This window comes from Deltaproteobacteria bacterium (genome assembly GCA_030654105.1).
In the GTDB taxonomy this organism is placed as follows: Bacteria; Desulfobacterota; SM23-61; order SM23-61; family SM23-61; genus JAHJQK01.
Genome location: JAURYC010000014.1, coordinates 1 through 14,818, shown reverse-complemented (window position 1 = coordinate 14,818; position 14,818 = coordinate 1). Strand labels below are relative to the sequence as shown.

Below are 14,818 nucleotides of genomic sequence, written 5' to 3'. Positions count from 1 at the left end.
GCGGTGTAGGTATTTGCCATTTCTAGACCTCCTGGTAAATCTGTGCCAAAAATATTATACCGCAATTCGCCTGGGTCGAGTATCCTTTCTTGCGCCGAAATTTGGTCGTTACCGGGAAAGGACAGCCGACGGAGATGCTCTGGCTATATTTTGATGTCTTCGAATTTGATTCCCCGTCCTGAGCGGATGCTTTATGCACGTTCAACCCGCGCCAGGAAGCGAGGGTCGTGCTCCAGCCGATAATCAAACCAATCGTCTTCCGAAGCAAAGCCTATCAAAATGCCGGCGGGCTTTCCATGCCGGGTAATAATGACATCTTCTTTCGCGGCCAGGCGCAAATATTTAGACAATTCATCCTTGACTTCATTTAAAGCTGCTGTCTTCATTGGATTCACCTACCTTTTCCAGCCGTCTTTCCGCCTCGTCCTTGGCAATAATCGCCAAAATTTCAACGGTTTTTTCGGTTACATCATAAAAGATGCGCAGGTTCTCGGCGCGCAGCCGATACAAAAATAGGGGACGTTGCTCAAAACCTTCAATTTATCCCTTGCTTCTCTTTCCTTATCGCCACATCAACTGGGAACGTTGCGGTACGGGGTAACCGTAGGTTCTAAACAACTTTTAATTTCTCGTTACATCTTATGAATTGAAGCCATTAATTTATGTGCGATGAGTTTCTTCAAACAAAAAACCCCGCCTCTTTTCCAGAAACGGGGTTTAAATGGCCCACATAAGCCCCTCCGCTTATTCGAGAGTAGTAAGCCTTTTGGATATACAAATAGGAAAATATATCAAAACAAAAAATAAATCAAGAAATATTTCGGCTATGGGCCATGGGTTATGGGCAATAGGAAGAACCGAAAGGCAAAAACAACGCACAAAGGGATATTGGCAGCTGGCAATGGGCGATAGGCAATATGCTCCCCACCTTCCCGACCTAATCCAATTTATTCTTCGCCGGGCGGACCTCGTAAAGCTCATGATCTTCTTTGACAAGGCACGCGCGCTCTGTGGTCGCCCTCTCAAAGATCAGCTTTGAACTGGAAAAGAGGTCGGGGTTTTCGGCCTTCAAATACCGTGCTGCCATCCGGCAATACTCCGGCTCGATTTCAACACCGATGCTGTTCCGGCCTGTTCTGAGAGCAGCGATCATTGTCGTACCAGATCCGCAAAACGGGTCGAGTACGGTGTCACCTGTAAAAGAAAACATGCGGACGAGACGGGTCGCGAGTTCCATTGGAAACGGGGCGGGATGTTGTTTCGTTGATGCTCCGGGGATATTCCAGATTTGCTGAAACCATTGATTGAACTCATCCTTGGAGATCTTGCTTGCTTGGCGCTGTGAATCAGACGGCTTCCGGTATCCTCCTGGTTTGCGCTGCATGAGGATGAACTCCATGTCGTTCTTGATGATGGCGTTGGGTTCATACGGCTTGCCCAAAAACTTCGACCCGTTGGCCACTTCATATGAGGCATTGGAGATCTTATGCCAGACGATGGGATTTAGGTTGTCGAAGCCCATCCGCCGGCAAATCACACAGATGTCGGCGTGGAGGGGAAATACGAGGTGTCGTCCGAAATCACGTCTGGCCACACAGACATCCCCCACCACACACACCAACCGTCCCCCGGGGACAAGGACACGAAAAACATGCCTCCATACCTTTTCCAGCTCATTCAGAAATGCCTCGTAATCCTGGATATGCCCTAATTGATCGGGATTCTCCTGGTATCTTTTGAGATTCCAGTACGGCGGAGAAGTAACGATGAGGTGAACGGACTCATCATCCAGGAAGGACAAATCCCTTGCATCGCCATTAATAAGTCTGTGAAAGGTAGTCAACATTTAGCCGCGAAAACAATTACCTTCCCCTGTTTATTATTGAAAGAAATTTACGCCTTTTAATGGAACCTGTCAATCACTGCTTTAAGAGCAATCGCAAATTCGGGGGACCCAATACTAAATTCTTTGGCTATGCATGGAGATAAGACTGAATTCCAGGGGGCAAGAGGTAGGCATTCGGCAAAGTTTCACTTTTTCAGCACCACGGCCTCCAGAGTGAGGACCTTGGCCGATTCCGCAAGTCCCTGATCGGCGGTTACAAAGGTCAAACCTTCCAAATGAGCAATCGCCAAATGTAAAGCATCGAGCGTTTTTAAGTTTGTATTAAAAAGCCCAATCCAGTCTCTGGCCAATCGATAATGATGCGGTTCAACAAAAAGGTGGGTGTAAAAATGACCATCCACATGGCTGAGAAATTTAGCGACAATTCTGGCGGCATCCTTGCGGGATAGCTGGCCCTCCCGAATCTTCCTTGAAAGCGCCGAAAACATTTCCACCTCGGTTAAGGTGCTGATTGCCGGGCGCAAATGGGCCATAAGAAAGGCCTCGGCCTTTTCACTCAACGGCTCCGGATAATAATACGCCACGATCACACTGGTATCGATGTAGAACATCAATAACGTTCCTCGGTCCTTCCGCGTTTTACAACTACGCTCAAAGATTCTCCCTTGATTCGAATCCCGGCTCGAAAACTTTTTAAGGCCGGTAAACGTTTTCCCTCACCTCTGGGCGGCACGAGACGGGCGATTTCCTTTCCTCGGCGACGAATGATCACTTCGTCTCCTTCCTGCACTTGATCGAGGATCGATCTAAATTTGCTTCGGGCCTCTTTCACACTTATTTCCATAGCCCCTCTCTCCTTTGATCAACAAAAACTTCAATTGCAGTGTACACCAAAGTAAATAAAGTGTCCACTAAAAATTACCTGGATGTCGAGGGTTAAAAGTTTGGCGAGGGGGAAAAATAACAGGGAGAGGGGATATTTTTGGCTTTTAAGGCTGGCCCTTTCAGGGATCTTGATTTCGCAGTTTGTGCTGAGGTTCTAAAGAGTCTTGTGTTTTATGTAGGCGAATACTTCGGTGGTTGGTTGGGGGCTGGCCGGCGATCTTCCAGGCCTGAATCGGGTCCAGAAAATGCTCGCGAGAAGCTTCCTCCAAGAATCGTCTAAGCCTCTATCTCCTCTTTGACGGAGATGGCCACCTTATAAAGAACCGTGAGGATGAAGAAACCCATGGCCCAGACTCCCAGGGTGATAAGTACCTCGGGCCCCGTAGGATAATATTCCGTAATTTTTCCTAAGGGCGAAGGGATGAAACCCGTCACCACCAGACCCAATCCCTTTTCAATCCACAGCGATCCAAATACAGCCACGCAGGCTACGGCTAAGAGACTCTCATTCTTACGGGTGCGCGGGTTTATTAAAAGAATCAGAGCGGCTCCGGCCAGAAAAACAGAAGCCCACATCCAGGGAACCAGGGCCCGGTGCCCTTCCAATCCGGCAAAAAGGTATTGGAAATGTTTCATGTGCTCCGGAATTTGACTGTAAAAGACCGTAAAGATTTCCATGCCCACCAAAAATATACTGATCACCAAAGCATAGGTAACAATCTTGGCCAGCGTTTGCACCGGCTCTTTTCCGGTATCGAACCGGGTGAATTTTCTCAAAATGAGGCAAAGCAGGATCAGGAGCGCCGGTCCGGAAGCAAAGGCCGAAGCCAGAAAACGGGGAGCCATGATGGCGGTCAGCCAGAAACTCCTCCCCGGGAGACCGGCATAGATGAAGGCCGTTACCGTATGGATACTGATGGCCCAGGGAATAGAGATGTAAATCAGGGGTTTGACCCAACGGGGCGGGGGAACGGACTTTTTTTCGCAAGCCAACACCGTCCAACCAATCACGATATTCAAAAGGAGATAACCGTTGAGAACTATCATGTCCCAGAAGAGGATAGAACTGGGAGTGGGGTAAATCAATAAGTTGAAGGCCCGGGCCGGTTGGCCGAGGTCCACGATAATGAACATTAGACACATCATCACGGAGGCAACAGCCAAAAACTCACCCAGAATGGTGATCTTCCCGAAGGCTTTATAATTATGCAGATAATAAGGCAGGACGACCATCACCGCCGAGGCCGCGACCCCGACCAAAAAGGTAAACTGGGCGATATAAAGCGCCCAGGTCACGTTCCGGCTCATGCCCGTAATACCCAATCCGTAGTCCAGCTGGCGCAGATAATAAAAAACTCCCACCCCGATAAAAAGAACTAAAAAGGCTATCCAACTCCAATATCTCCGACTTCCAATGAGTACCTTTTCGAGCATCTCTTCCTCACACGATATAATAAACCTGAGGCTGAGTCCCCAGTTCCGGCTTGCGGCGAATGGTGAAATGAGCCCGGAGAAGCTTGCGCACATCGGAATCCGGGTTGCCCAGGTCGCCGAAAAACAGAGCCTTTTCTTTGCAGGCTACCACGCAGGCCGGGAGAAGTCCTGCGGCCAATCTCTCTACGCAGAAATTGCACTTCTCCACAACTCCTTTGGTCCGGGTCGGAAAAGCGGGGTTGATTTTCTTGATAAAAGGCCGGGGGTCTCGATAATTCATGGATCGGGCTCCATAGGGGCATCCGGCGATGCAGAAGCGGCATCCAATGCATCGATGATAATCCATCATGACGATTCCGTCCTCTGCGCGCTTGAAGGTCGCCTGCGTAGGACACACCCGGACACAGGGAGGATTTTCGCAATGATTGCAGAGGACAAGGACCGGTCTCTCCTTGACACCGGCCTGGATGTAAGGATGTTCTTGGCCCGGAAAAGCATCCCCAAACCGCTCATGCCATATCCATTTAATCTCATCCTTCTCGTTGCCGAAATCTGGAACATTATGGATATTGTGGCAGGCTTGGATGCAATCCGTACAGCCGTGGGGACATCTCCGTGAGTTTATCACCATGGCCCATCGTTTGGCTTTCAGGGCTTCCGGAGGCTTGAGGATCTTGGAGGATTCATTCCTGGCCAGGACCTCCAGCACCGGCTTGGCTCCCCAGCCCATTAAGGAAAGTCCGGTTATTTTTAAAAATGTTCTCCGGCTGCTTTTCATCCCTTCATCTCCTTGGGGACGACATGACAACTCCAACAGGCCGGAGAGACCCCGGTATAGCTATGGCAGCGGTCACAAAATTTATCCTTGTTGGAGTGGCAGTGTAGGCACGTATTGGAAAGACTCATCAGATACTTCTTCCCGTCGGAGGCCACATAAAGGCGGCCGCCTTCACGAACAACCGCATTTCTCCAGGAATCGATCAGCTCCATATGATTCGCTCTCATGTAAGGGGTAGGCTCTATGCACTGCTTTTCCTTCATCTGCTGGATTACCGGCGTGTCCATCTTCAGTTCGGGCGGAGGAGCGGCTTTACCCTGGTTATACCAGAAAGGAAAGGATACCAAACCAATGCCGATCAGCAGCCCGGTGATGATTTTTCCAGCATCATACATCCTCAGATCCCTCCATCTTTTGCAGGGGCTGACCGCGTAAATCGGTTGTCCTCTCTTTTTCTCCTTTCATCATCAGGGCATTGGCTACCATCTCATGAACGCCGGTGACTTCTACCCCGGGAACCCAATACTCCATCAGGGAATGCAAAGTGGCCCGGTCAATCGCGCAGATGCAGGCCAACCGGTTCACCCCGTGTTTTTCTTGGACAAACTTTACAGCATTGGCCCGGGGAAAGCCTCCCCTCATCCTCATTTCCATGTTTTCATCTGTACCCAGGCCGGCCCCTCCCCCACAACAGAAAGTTTGCTCCCGGATGGTATTTTCCGGCATTTCATAAAAATGGTTACACACCTTCTTGATGACATACCGCGGTTCTTCAAATAATCCCATGGCCCGGGCAGGGTTACAGGAATCGTGGAAAGTGACCTTCAGGCGATCATTCCTGCTCGGATCCAATTGCAATTGGTTATGCCGGATCAGGTCGGCGGTAAATTCCGTGATATGGACCATCTTGGTGGACCTGGCATTCTCGAACTTTGTGCCCGTCAGTGGGGAGACCGGTTCTTCGAGAAAATCCGCCGGCCCATTCATCGTGTCCATGTATTGATGGAGGACTCGCCACATATGGCCGCATTCTCCGCCCAGAATCCATTTCACCCCTAATCTCCTGGCTTCGTCATATATCTTGGCATTGAGCCGCTTCATCAACTCGTGAGAAGAGAATAGGCCGAAGTTTCCCCCCTCGGAGGCATAGGTACTCCAGGTATAATCCAATCCGATTTCGTGAAAGAGCATCAGGTACCCCATGCAGGTAAAGGTGCCGGGGTCGGCGAACAGATCGCCGGATGGCGTGACAAAAAGGATCTCCGCACCTTTTTTGTTGATGGGGACCTCGACCCGGATCCCCGTTCGATCCTCGATATCGTCGGCGAAAAAATCCAACATATCTTTGATGGCGTGGGGTTGAAGGCCGAGATGATTTCCCGTCCGAAAGCAATTGGCCGCCGGTTCAATAATCCAGTTGATGTTGCAGCCCACCAGGTTGAGCAGCTCCCTTCCGATCATCGTGATCTCTGCCTGATCGATGCCGTAGGGGCAGAAGACCGAACAGCGGCGGCATGCGGTGCATTGATAGAAATAGTAGAACCACTCCTTCAGCACATCGACCGTGAGCTCCCGAGCTCCGCCGAGTTTCCCCATTATCTTGCCCGAGGTTGTGAAGTAGCGGCGGTAAACCGAGCGCAGGAGTTCAGCGCGGAGGACGGGCATATTTTTAGGGTCTCCGGAACCGATAAAAAAATGGCACTTATCCGCGCAGGCCCCGCACCGGACGCAAATATCCATAAAAAGCCGGAAGGAACGGTATTTCTCCAGCCGTTCTTTGAACCCTTCCAAAATGATTTCTTTCCAGTTGGCCGGCAATTTCCAATCGGCATCGGATGGCTGCCATTCCCTGGGGTTGGGAAGATCGAGGTATTTAAGGTTTTTAGGGGCTGCCGAATAACACCAGGTACCCGGCCTGAATTCAACGGGAGTATTCATCCAACCTGTTCGGGGCGGCTCAAAATTGATTTGGGTGAGTTCGTCGGGTTTAAGAATTTTGGCCAACGACATACTTACTCCTTCTCCACAGGCAACCCGGCCGCTTTCATCTTGTCCCGGAATTCATCTTCATATTCTTCGTAGGTGTGGACCTTCACCGGGTAATTCCAGGGATTGATGTGCCTGCGCGTGCGGCTGTTATTGGCCAGGTTTCTTGTGGGGCTGAGAAAAACCCCTCCCATGTGCATCAATTTGCTCATGGGAAAGTAGGCCAGCAAAACGCAGACCAGAAAAAGGTGGACATAAAAGGGAAGCCCAATCCCATCCGGAACAACCGGCGTAAAACGGAACCATCCGCTGGCCAACTCTTTTACCCGGAAAAGATCCACTTTATAAAAATGGCGCATGAGGATGCCGGAAAGAACCACGCCCAGGATCAGAAAAAGGGGGAAATAGTCCGCGGGAAGGGAAATGTAACGCAGCTGGGGGATAACCACTCTTCGCAAAAAAAGGTAAGCCACAGCCAGCAAAAGGGCGGCATCCGTGAGGAAAAGCGTGGGCACGCCGACTTCAAAAAACCCGTCCATCTTCGTTAATATATCCACCCAAGAAGGCATGGGCGTGGTAAAAAACCTCAGGTGGCGCAAGAGGACGAAGAGAAATGACCAGTGAAAGGTCAGTCCGGCCAGCCAGAGCCATTTCGCCCCTCCATAAACGGGCCGTTGCCCCATCAATTCAACCTTGGTATTCCGGAACAGGGAACGGAAAAGAAGGATCTCCAGAGCCATCCTGCCGAATACTCCCACCCCGTTGGAGGGGTTATCGAAAAAACTGGCCTTGATCCACGGTAAAGATTTCTGCTGCCCGCAAGTTGTCGGGATACGAAAAGGGACGGGAGATCTTCCCCACTGAAAAACGCGATAGATAAATCCGCAAAGGAAAGCACCAAAGGCGGTGTAGGGGATGACGATTCCGAAAAGATAACCCAAGCTGGCCCCTCCCACCGCCCCGAGAGGTATCAGAACAAGAATGATGACGGCAAGGAGGGAAAACCATACATTCATAGGGCCTTCCCCACTTCACTTTGAAGAGTCTATGTTGTTGGTCATATAATCCACCTTCTTATCCTGTTGCTCATAGATCATACGGATTCTTTGCCAAACCTTTTCCGACGAGTTTTTCAACTCTTGGATTTTGATTTCGTAGACCTTCTCCCGGCAGCTCATATACCTGTCGAAGGAGAGAAGAGTCAATCGATCCACCTCAGCCGCAAATTCCTGAAACTCCCCAACGAGGTGGTTTCGCTGGATTTCCTTTGCTAACTCAAGGCTAACGATTTTTTTGATAGAGGGGATAAAGGAGATGGCCTGGGATGGAGAAAGTTGCTGAACGGCCCGCATTCGGATGATGGGGTCGAGAAAAGGGTAAACTTTTTCTTCCTCCCAACCCCGCAGGAGCTCCCCATACAATCCTTCAAGGGATTCTCCGATCGTGGCGCCTACCGGGTTGGCAAAGCGGTTCCCCTTTTCTTTTATAAAATTTTGAGAATCCGCCGGATAGGTACTCAGGACCTCCTCGAACCATTGGGTCAAAATGGGTAATTTTTTCTGAAATAAAAGGTCCTTCAGATTCATATTTTCCTCACCGGCGATGGTCATCCTTGGACTCCAAGACTTACGTCCCTGCAGCAGCCTCCTTTATGATGTCGATGTCCTTTTCCGAAGTCCACTCGAGGGAATTCCGGATGAGCCGGGCGAGCCGTTTATAAATATTGTCCTCCGACTCCTGGAAGAGAAAAACATCCGCGGGATTGTTCCGATTCGCAGTGAGTCCGAGTCCACTAAGACAAAGAGGCGGGATAATACCCGCCTCTGCTTTCTTTGCAGATTCAGCGATCAAACACAACCCGTGGGTTTAGCGAGGCCGGCCAATTTGCAGGCCCCCTTGGCAGGTCCTGAAGGAAAGAGTTGGTAGATTTTCTTTAATTCAAACCCGGTTTCTTTACAAAGCTTGCGAATCATCGGCGCGATGCCGAATTGTTGGTAATAATTTCTCAGATAATTGATGACTTTCCAATGCTCTTCCGTGAGCGAACCTTCAATTCCTTCTTCCTTGGCGTACGCCAGGGCGAAATTCTCATTCCATTTGTCTAATTCTTGGAGGAAACCATCCTCATCGACATCGTAAGATTTTCCTGCTAACTCAACTGTGGGCATTCTTTCATCCTCCTCCTTTTGGTATTGATAATTGAAACTATTAAATTTAATAGGACGCAGATTTACGCAGATAACCGCAGAAACAAAAAAGACGCTATGCGCATAGCGCTAAGCGATTTTCTGTGTACATCCGTGTCCAAAAAGGAATTTCCTATACAATTGAATTCAGAAATCAGGAGAATGAATTGCGCCTACCCAGTTTCTGACTTCTGAATTCTTTTTGGCTAAACTGCCAACTCCTTATAAAGCGACGGGCGGCGCCGGTTTAAAAAGAATCCTTGGGGATTCTCCCTCACTTTCCTTAAAACAATTTCTTTCAGATCGGCCGTGATGATTCCCTCTTCTCCGCCGCCGTTCGCCGCTATCAATTCCCCCCGGGGATTTAAAACGAGGGCCGTCCCCGTGAAAGCCAAACCTGACTCCGTTTCTCCCGTTTGATTACAGGCGACAATAAAGACGCTGTTGTCATAAGCTCGCGCAGCCAGGTAACGAAGCCAGCGTTCTTTTTTTTCTTCGGATGATTCCCGCGGGGAAGCATGAGGAATAAAAATAATCTCTGCTCCCTTTAACGCCAGCATCGTGCTGAGCTCGGGAAAATGGGCATCGAAGCAGAGTTCGATACCAAAAGCACATCTTTGGTATTGAAAAATGGGCCAGGCCTGCCCAGGTCGGTAAATCCCTTCTTCCGGTGGACCTAAATGGAGCTTACGATAAACACCCAGTAATCCCTCCGGGCTGGCGGCGAAATGGCTGATAAAGATTTCCCCTTCTGATCCTCTTTCGGCCAAGCCGGCCAGAATCAAGAGGCCGTTCTCTCTGGCCATCTTTAAGACAGCCTCGGTAATGGGTCCGGGGATGCTTTCCGCGATGGCCGTCATGTTCTGGCGGAGGCCATAACCGCTGATGTTCATTTCGGGGAAACAGATGATCTGCACTCCCTGATCCGCTGCCCGGCACACGAAGGATTCCATGTGGGCCAGGTTCTCTTCTTTCTTCCCCAGTGCAGATTGCATCACCACTGCGGCTACTTTGACGTCTTCCATTTCCCTCAAACCACCGCCATCGCGATCTTTTCGCTTAGGCGATAACCTCTGGCTTTCTCCACCAGGGCATAACCCCACTCCGCCGTTCCCAGGGCATGAACGTGGGAATAAGTTGCTAATACATTCTTGCGGTAGAGCCCGTCCCTTTTACCATCAATACCTGCTCCCCGCTTCACCTTAAAGGCGAGACCGGCCTCGCCCTCATGTAACCAAAGGAGGCGTGAGTAATGAAACTCATGGCCTTTCAAAACGAACCCCACCGGAAAGAAGGGATTCTCTTTTTCCACTTCTAAAAGGGTATACCCATGTCCTTGCGGACGTTTCTCCATTTGAAAAGCAACCGGTAAGGCTCCAACCATCGGAAAGTTCTGGCCGCCTATGATCAAGCTTTCTCCCAGGTACATTAACCCGCCGCATTCGGCGTAGACCGGCAACCCATTTTCTACAGCTTGGCGGAGAGAATTACGAAAACGAACGTTGGCAGCTAAGCGCTGCGCATGCATTTCCGGAAATCCTCCCCCAATGTACAGCGCATCCACCGGCGGGAGCTTCTTTTCCCTCATAGGGCTAATTTCGATTACGGTCGCCCCGTGGTTGGCGAGGGCCTGCAGGTTTTCCGGATAATAAAATTGGAAGGCAGAATCCTTCACCACTCCGATGACCGGTCCACCCGAGCCTCTTCCCGCCCCGACGGGAAAAGTTCTCTTTTCTTGGATCCCTGCAATGCGCGGAACCCTGAGAGAAGCTTTCCCGGCAATCCCCCAAAGTTGCTCCAGGTCCAGGTATTTTTCAGCAACTTCAATCGCCTTGCCCAGCGCTTTTTGAACCCAGACATGTTCTTGCGGAGGGGTCAACCCCAGATGTCTTTCGGGAAATGGAAAATTTTCCATCCTGGGCACGGCCCCCAAAACTGGCAGGTGGCAGGATTGTTCAATAGAACGCCGCAAAATTTCTTCCTGCCGGCTGCGGGCCACCCGGTTCATAATCACGCCTTTAATGTCCACGCCGGGGTCAAATTTCTGACAACCCAAGGTCATGGCTGCAGCCGTCCGGGTCACCTTGTCGCAGTCCAGGATCAGGATGACGGGTGCGTCCAAAAGCTTGGCCAGCTCGGCTGTGCTTTGGCTTCCTGCGGCATCCATCCCGTCATAAAGTCCCCGGTTCCCCTCGATCAGAGCAATGTCCGCGGTCCACGTATTCCGCTCAAAGGACCGCAGAACCTCCTGGCGTCCCATTAAGAATAAATCCAGGTTGTGGCATAGCTGCCCAGCGGCCAGCGAAAGCCAGGCGGCATCTATATAATCCGGTCCTTTTTTAAACGGAGCTACCTTCTTACCCCGTTTCCTCCAGGCCGCAGCCATTCCGAGGGAGAGCGTGGTCTTCCCCGCTCCCCCCCGCAAAGCTGCCATAACCAGCCGAGGCAAATACTCGGTCATCTTCTCAGGCTACTCTTTGGGAAAATACTCGGCTAGCATGAGATAGGTCGTGCTGCCGCTGGACCAGTATTTCAGGGTTTCTTCATCCAGGAGTTCCTTCACCGCCCCCTGAACGGCATGGCGGTCTTCATTGGGGAGCCCCTTGACGACATCCTTTATGTAATATTTTTTCTTGTCCCCTTTGGATTTCTCCCGAAAAAACTCCAGTACTTTTTCTTTGGTCTCGGCGCTCATTTTCAACCCCACTTGAATTGGGTAGTGGTTCGGAAGGTATTCGGAGCCAGGGTAAAATCATCGATGTGCTTGTCGGTGAATTCAATTCCTGTCAAGCGGAAGAACCTTTCCCAACCAACCCGGTCAATCCATTCCCCCATGCGTTCATGCTTGCGTCCCTGCTTGGCGTAGATCTCCACAATATTCTTAACCGCCGCTACCGTCTCCGGCCATCGCGGCGGGTTGTTGGGCAGGTAGGGGATGACTAATTTGGAAAACATAGGAGCGCTGCGAGCATTGGACACCTTGCCTCCGACCCAGATGGAGATCCCGTCATTTTCCGCGTCCGCCAGGGGGAGAGCTGGGCACACGGTGTAGCAGTTGCCGCAGTACATGCACTTTTCTTCATTGATGACCACGCTCTTGGTCTTGGGGTCCGGACGGATGGCTCCGGTTGGACAGGACGCTATGGTGGTGGGAATCTCGCAAACATTCGGTACCCGGGAATGATCCGGCTTGGGGACGGTCCGGTGAATTCCCAGGATGGCAATGTCCGAACAGTGTACGGCGCCGCACATATTCAAACAGCAGGCCAGGGCAATTCGTACATGGGCAGGTAGTTTCATGGTAACAAAATAATCATAGAGCTCATCCATGACCGCCTTCACGGGTCCGGAGGCATCTGTGGCTGGGGTGTGGCAATGAACCCATCCCTGCGTATGAACGATATTGGTTATGGAGTGCCCCGTTCCACCTACGGGATAGTTTTTGCTCTTGAGCTCAGCAATGAGAGCATCTACCCTGTTTTTATCGGTTAAAAGGAATTCCACGTTGTGGCGGCTGGTAAAGCGCAGGTAACCATCGCAGTATTTATCGGCGATTTCACAAATCTCCCGGATATGGTCGGTGCTCAAGAGTCTTCCAGAGCCCACGCGAACCGTATAAAGTTCATCTCCGGATTCGGCCACATGTTTCAGGAGGCCCGGTTTGAGGATTTCATGATGTTTCCATTTTCCATAATTCTTCTGAATGACGGGGGGCAGAAAGTTTTTATAGTTCGGCGGTCCGATATCAGTCTTGGCCATGCTTATTTTACCTCCTTCTTGATCTCTTCGGGCCAGAAGAATATATAAGGGTTCGTCCGAGGGGATTTGACCATCTGCGGAATCGGCTTCAGTCCAACGGCCTTGAGGAAAGTCCGCATACCCACCCGGTTGATCAACTCCCCCAGTCTTTCCCTGGATTTTCCGTTCTCATCCCACCAATCCTGAATTTTCCGGATCAGTTCTTTCAATTCCTTATACGGGGGTTCCAGTTTCATGAAGGGCACGATCAGCGTAGAGAGAAGAGCGCCCTGCAGAATGGGGGCTTTGCCTCCGACCAGTATGGAAGCGCCTTTTTCTTTCCCCTGCCGCAGGGCCTTGGGCATCAGGTTGATGCAGTGCATGCAGCGGGTACAGTCCCCATCTTCGATCTTGAGCTCTTTCTTCCCTTCATCCCAGTTCATACATTTCGTCGGACAAAGGTCCGTGACCTCTTCCCGTATGTTCAGACCGGAGGCTGCGTAGGCCTTAACCTCTTGGGCATCAATTTGAATCTTCCCCATCCAGGTTCCAATAATCGAAAAATCCGCCCGGGCGATGGCCGCCACGCAATCATTGGCGCAGGCTGAAACCTTAATCTTGAACTTGTAGGGAAACATGGGCCGGTGAATCTGGTCCTGGAATTCCATGGTAAGGTTGTAACAAATATCCAGGCTGTCGATGCAGGCCCACTCACAGCGGCCCGGTCCCACGCAGGCGCTGGGCGTCCGGAGGGCCGACCCGGATCCCCCTAAATCAAAACCGGCATCCGAAAGGTCATCAAAGCAGGGCTGAAGATTCTCCGTTTTGGTTCCCAAAAGAATAATGTCCCCGGTGGACCCATGCATGTTGGTCAACCCGCTTCCATGCTTATCCCAAACGTCGCATAGGGCCCGTAGAGCCTTCGTGGTATAAAACCATCCCGTCGGATGATTCACCCGCAAGGTGTGGAAGTGTTCCACGCCAGGGAACAGGTCGGGCCGGTCCGAGTATCTTCCGATCACGCCCCCACCGTATCCCTTGACCCCCACGATTCCCCCATGCTTCCAGTGCCCGATCTTTTCCTTGTAGGAAAGCTCGAGCTGGCCCAAGAGATCCCGGGCCATGGGTTTCTTTTCCGCAGCCTGCTTAATGTCTTTCACGAAGCTCGGCCACGGCCCCTTTTCCAACTCATCCAATAGAGGGGTTTCTGATTTAGCCATCTCTTTCTCCTCCATTTTTTATTTCAATCACGCACTGAAAAAAATCCTTTACTATGTCCAGAATCCTTTAAAAACTTGGTCACCTCCTTAAAATTTTTATATCCTATATCCATCCCTTTTGATCTCTATAAGAAGGATATTTCCTTAAGTCCATTATAAACCAAAAAAATAAGAAAATTTATTGGGACACAGATTTTCGCAGATAAACGCAGATATATATTTTTTGTGAATCTTTTTTGTTTTTAATATCCAGAAAATCTGCGTTCATCTGTGTCCAACAAGAAAATTCCTATCCAATTAAATTAGAGGGGTGTCCAGAAGGCGCCCATCAACGATCAGGCAGAAGGTCCATTAAACCGGTGGACTTTTCACTGTATCTTCAGAAGAAAAATTAGCCCTATTTAAAATTGCGGATGTGAACGTATTTGCTTTAAAGATCCTATGGGCAGAGCGAAAATCCCATTTTCATTATGGTTGACTAACCCTCTCTAAGTCAAGAGGTTTTTGATAATTTTCGCAGAAAGGCCCTGGTGATGTGATCAGCCGGTGCCAACCCAATTTTTTGTGATCAACTCCCATAGCAATCCCCAACAACTGCTTAATATTAAACACGGGAAGCTTTATTTTTTCCCCCCAATTCCCGTTTGATCGCCCGCTGCTTGGCATCCAGCATGAGTCCCAGGGGGCAGGTCACCGCGCGAAAATCGAGAGAGAGTTTCTTCGCCTTATTTTCCCGCTGCCCTCC

17 protein-coding genes are annotated in these 14,818 nt (G+C 50.4%); all 17 read right to left on the bottom strand.

Annotated elements, in window-relative coordinates:
- Positions 1 to 191 precede the first annotated feature (191 nt).
- The 17 genes from Q7V48_00545 to dsrA all read right to left on the bottom strand — a co-directional run bounded on the left by Q7V48_00545 (position 192) and on the right by dsrA (position 14,073).
- Positions 192 to 386, bottom strand: coding sequence for a type II toxin-antitoxin system Phd/YefM family antitoxin (locus Q7V48_00545; protein MDO9209233.1), 195 nt, complete (start codon positions 384 to 386; stop codon positions 192 to 194).
- Positions 364 to 510 (bottom strand): hypothetical protein, encoded by a 147-nt coding sequence (locus Q7V48_00540; protein MDO9209232.1) that lies wholly within the window; start codon positions 508 to 510, stop codon positions 364 to 366. The genes Q7V48_00545 and Q7V48_00540 overlap by 23 nt, the downstream gene beginning before the upstream one ends.
- A gap of 427 nt (positions 511 to 937) precedes the next feature.
- The gene (locus Q7V48_00535) at positions 938 to 1,846 is read right to left on the bottom strand and encodes a site-specific DNA-methyltransferase (GenBank protein ID MDO9209231.1); all 909 of its coding nucleotides are present in this window, start codon (positions 1,844 to 1,846) and stop codon (positions 938 to 940) included.
- 185 nt (positions 1,847 to 2,031) lie between these two features.
- A complete protein-coding gene (locus Q7V48_00530) occupies positions 2,032 to 2,457 on the bottom strand; it encodes a type II toxin-antitoxin system VapC family toxin (GenBank protein ID MDO9209230.1) in 426 nt (141 codons plus the stop codon).
- Positions 2,457 to 2,690 carry a type II toxin-antitoxin system prevent-host-death family antitoxin gene (locus Q7V48_00525; GenBank protein ID MDO9209229.1) on the bottom strand — a complete coding sequence of 78 codons (234 nt, stop codon included), beginning with the start codon at positions 2,688 to 2,690 and terminating at the stop codon, positions 2,457 to 2,459. Before Q7V48_00525 ends, Q7V48_00530 begins: the two co-directional genes overlap by 1 nt.
- A gap of 317 nt (positions 2,691 to 3,007) precedes the next feature.
- Positions 3,008 to 4,165 (bottom strand): NrfD/PsrC family molybdoenzyme membrane anchor subunit, encoded by a 1,158-nt coding sequence (nrfD, locus tag Q7V48_00520; GenBank protein MDO9209228.1) that lies wholly within the window; start codon positions 4,163 to 4,165, stop codon positions 3,008 to 3,010.
- Between the two features lie 7 nt (positions 4,166 to 4,172).
- Positions 4,173 to 4,943: a 4Fe-4S dicluster domain-containing protein gene (locus tag Q7V48_00515; protein ID MDO9209227.1), complete on the bottom strand. Its 771-nt coding sequence runs from the start codon at positions 4,941 to 4,943 to the stop codon at positions 4,173 to 4,175.
- Positions 4,940 to 5,338 (bottom strand): sulfate reduction electron transfer complex DsrMKJOP subunit DsrJ, encoded by a 399-nt coding sequence (gene dsrJ, locus Q7V48_00510; protein MDO9209226.1) that lies wholly within the window; start codon positions 5,336 to 5,338, stop codon positions 4,940 to 4,942. The genes Q7V48_00515 and dsrJ overlap by 4 nt, the downstream gene beginning before the upstream one ends.
- Complete coding sequence (locus Q7V48_00505) at positions 5,331 to 6,947, bottom strand: (Fe-S)-binding protein (GenBank protein ID MDO9209225.1); 1,617 nt, start codon at positions 6,945 to 6,947, stop codon at positions 5,331 to 5,333. The genes dsrJ and Q7V48_00505 overlap by 8 nt, the downstream gene beginning before the upstream one ends.
- Positions 6,948 to 6,955: 8 nt before the next feature.
- Positions 6,956 to 7,945, bottom strand: a complete 990-nt coding sequence (gene dsrM, locus Q7V48_00500) for a sulfate reduction electron transfer complex DsrMKJOP subunit DsrM (protein ID MDO9209224.1) — start codon at positions 7,943 to 7,945, stop codon at positions 6,956 to 6,958.
- Positions 7,946 to 7,960: 15 nt separating this feature from the next.
- Positions 7,961 to 8,539 carry an RsbRD N-terminal domain-containing protein gene (locus Q7V48_00495; protein MDO9209223.1) on the bottom strand — a complete coding sequence of 193 codons (579 nt, stop codon included), beginning with the start codon at positions 8,537 to 8,539 and terminating at the stop codon, positions 7,961 to 7,963.
- Positions 8,540 to 8,776: 237 nt separating this feature from the next.
- On the bottom strand, positions 8,777 to 9,097 hold the full coding sequence (locus Q7V48_00490; protein ID MDO9209222.1) for a TusE/DsrC/DsvC family sulfur relay protein: 321 nt from the start codon (positions 9,095 to 9,097) through the stop codon (positions 8,777 to 8,779).
- 224 nt (positions 9,098 to 9,321) lie between these two features.
- Positions 9,322 to 10,140 carry a nitrilase-related carbon-nitrogen hydrolase gene (locus Q7V48_00485; GenBank protein MDO9209221.1) on the bottom strand — a complete coding sequence of 273 codons (819 nt, stop codon included), beginning with the start codon at positions 10,138 to 10,140 and terminating at the stop codon, positions 9,322 to 9,324.
- Positions 10,141 to 10,145: 5 nt separating this feature from the next.
- A complete protein-coding gene (locus Q7V48_00480) occupies positions 10,146 to 11,576 on the bottom strand; it encodes a cobyrinate a,c-diamide synthase (protein ID MDO9209220.1) in 1,431 nt (476 codons plus the stop codon).
- A 9-nt stretch (positions 11,577 to 11,585) separates the two neighbouring features.
- A complete protein-coding gene (locus Q7V48_00475; protein MDO9209219.1) occupies positions 11,586 to 11,810 on the bottom strand; it encodes a dissimilatory sulfite reductase D family protein in 225 nt (74 codons plus the stop codon).
- A 2-nt stretch (positions 11,811 to 11,812) separates the two neighbouring features.
- The gene (gene dsrB / locus Q7V48_00470; GenBank protein MDO9209218.1) at positions 11,813 to 12,874 is read right to left on the bottom strand and encodes a dissimilatory-type sulfite reductase subunit beta; all 1,062 of its coding nucleotides are present in this window, start codon (positions 12,872 to 12,874) and stop codon (positions 11,813 to 11,815) included.
- 2 nt (positions 12,875 to 12,876) lie between these two features.
- Positions 12,877 to 14,073, bottom strand: a complete 1,197-nt coding sequence (dsrA, locus tag Q7V48_00465; GenBank protein ID MDO9209217.1) for a dissimilatory-type sulfite reductase subunit alpha — start codon at positions 14,071 to 14,073, stop codon at positions 12,877 to 12,879.
- Positions 14,074 to 14,818: the final 745 nt, after the last annotated feature.

Bases quoted from the DNA above. Each gene is read 5' to 3' on its own strand.
- Q7V48_00515 (MDO9209227.1), bottom strand. From the start codon at position 4,943: ATGAAAAGCAGCCGGAGAACATTTTTAAAAATAACCGGACTTTCCTTA.
- Q7V48_00480 (MDO9209220.1), bottom strand. From the start codon at position 11,576: ATGACCGAGTATTTGCCTCGGCTGGTTATGGCAGCTTTGCGGGGGGGA.
- Q7V48_00490 (MDO9209222.1), bottom strand. From the start codon at position 9,097: ATGCCCACAGTTGAGTTAGCAGGAAAATCTTACGATGTCGATGAGGAT.
- Q7V48_00495 (MDO9209223.1), bottom strand. From the start codon at position 8,539: ATGACCATCGCCGGTGAGGAAAATATGAATCTGAAGGACCTTTTATTT.
- Q7V48_00545 (MDO9209233.1), bottom strand. From the start codon at position 386: ATGAAGACAGCAGCTTTAAATGAAGTCAAGGATGAATTGTCTAAATAT.
- nrfD (MDO9209228.1), bottom strand. From the start codon at position 4,165: ATGCTCGAAAAGGTACTCATTGGAAGTCGGAGATATTGGAGTTGGATA.
- Q7V48_00530 (MDO9209230.1), bottom strand. From the start codon at position 2,457: ATGTTCTACATCGATACCAGTGTGATCGTGGCGTATTATTATCCGGAG.
- dsrM (MDO9209224.1), bottom strand. From the start codon at position 7,945: ATGAATGTATGGTTTTCCCTCCTTGCCGTCATCATTCTTGTTCTGATA.
- Q7V48_00475 (MDO9209219.1), bottom strand. From the start codon at position 11,810: ATGAGCGCCGAGACCAAAGAAAAAGTACTGGAGTTTTTTCGGGAGAAA.
- dsrJ (MDO9209226.1), bottom strand. From the start codon at position 5,338: ATGTATGATGCTGGAAAAATCATCACCGGGCTGCTGATCGGCATTGGT.
- Q7V48_00535 (MDO9209231.1), bottom strand. From the start codon at position 1,846: ATGTTGACTACCTTTCACAGACTTATTAATGGCGATGCAAGGGATTTG.
- Q7V48_00485 (MDO9209221.1), bottom strand. From the start codon at position 10,140: ATGGAAGACGTCAAAGTAGCCGCAGTGGTGATGCAATCTGCACTGGGG.
- dsrB (MDO9209218.1), bottom strand. From the start codon at position 12,874: ATGGCCAAGACTGATATCGGACCGCCGAACTATAAAAACTTTCTGCCC.
- dsrA (MDO9209217.1), bottom strand. From the start codon at position 14,073: ATGGCTAAATCAGAAACCCCTCTATTGGATGAGTTGGAAAAGGGGCCG.
- Q7V48_00525 (MDO9209229.1), bottom strand. From the start codon at position 2,690: ATGGAAATAAGTGTGAAAGAGGCCCGAAGCAAATTTAGATCGATCCTC.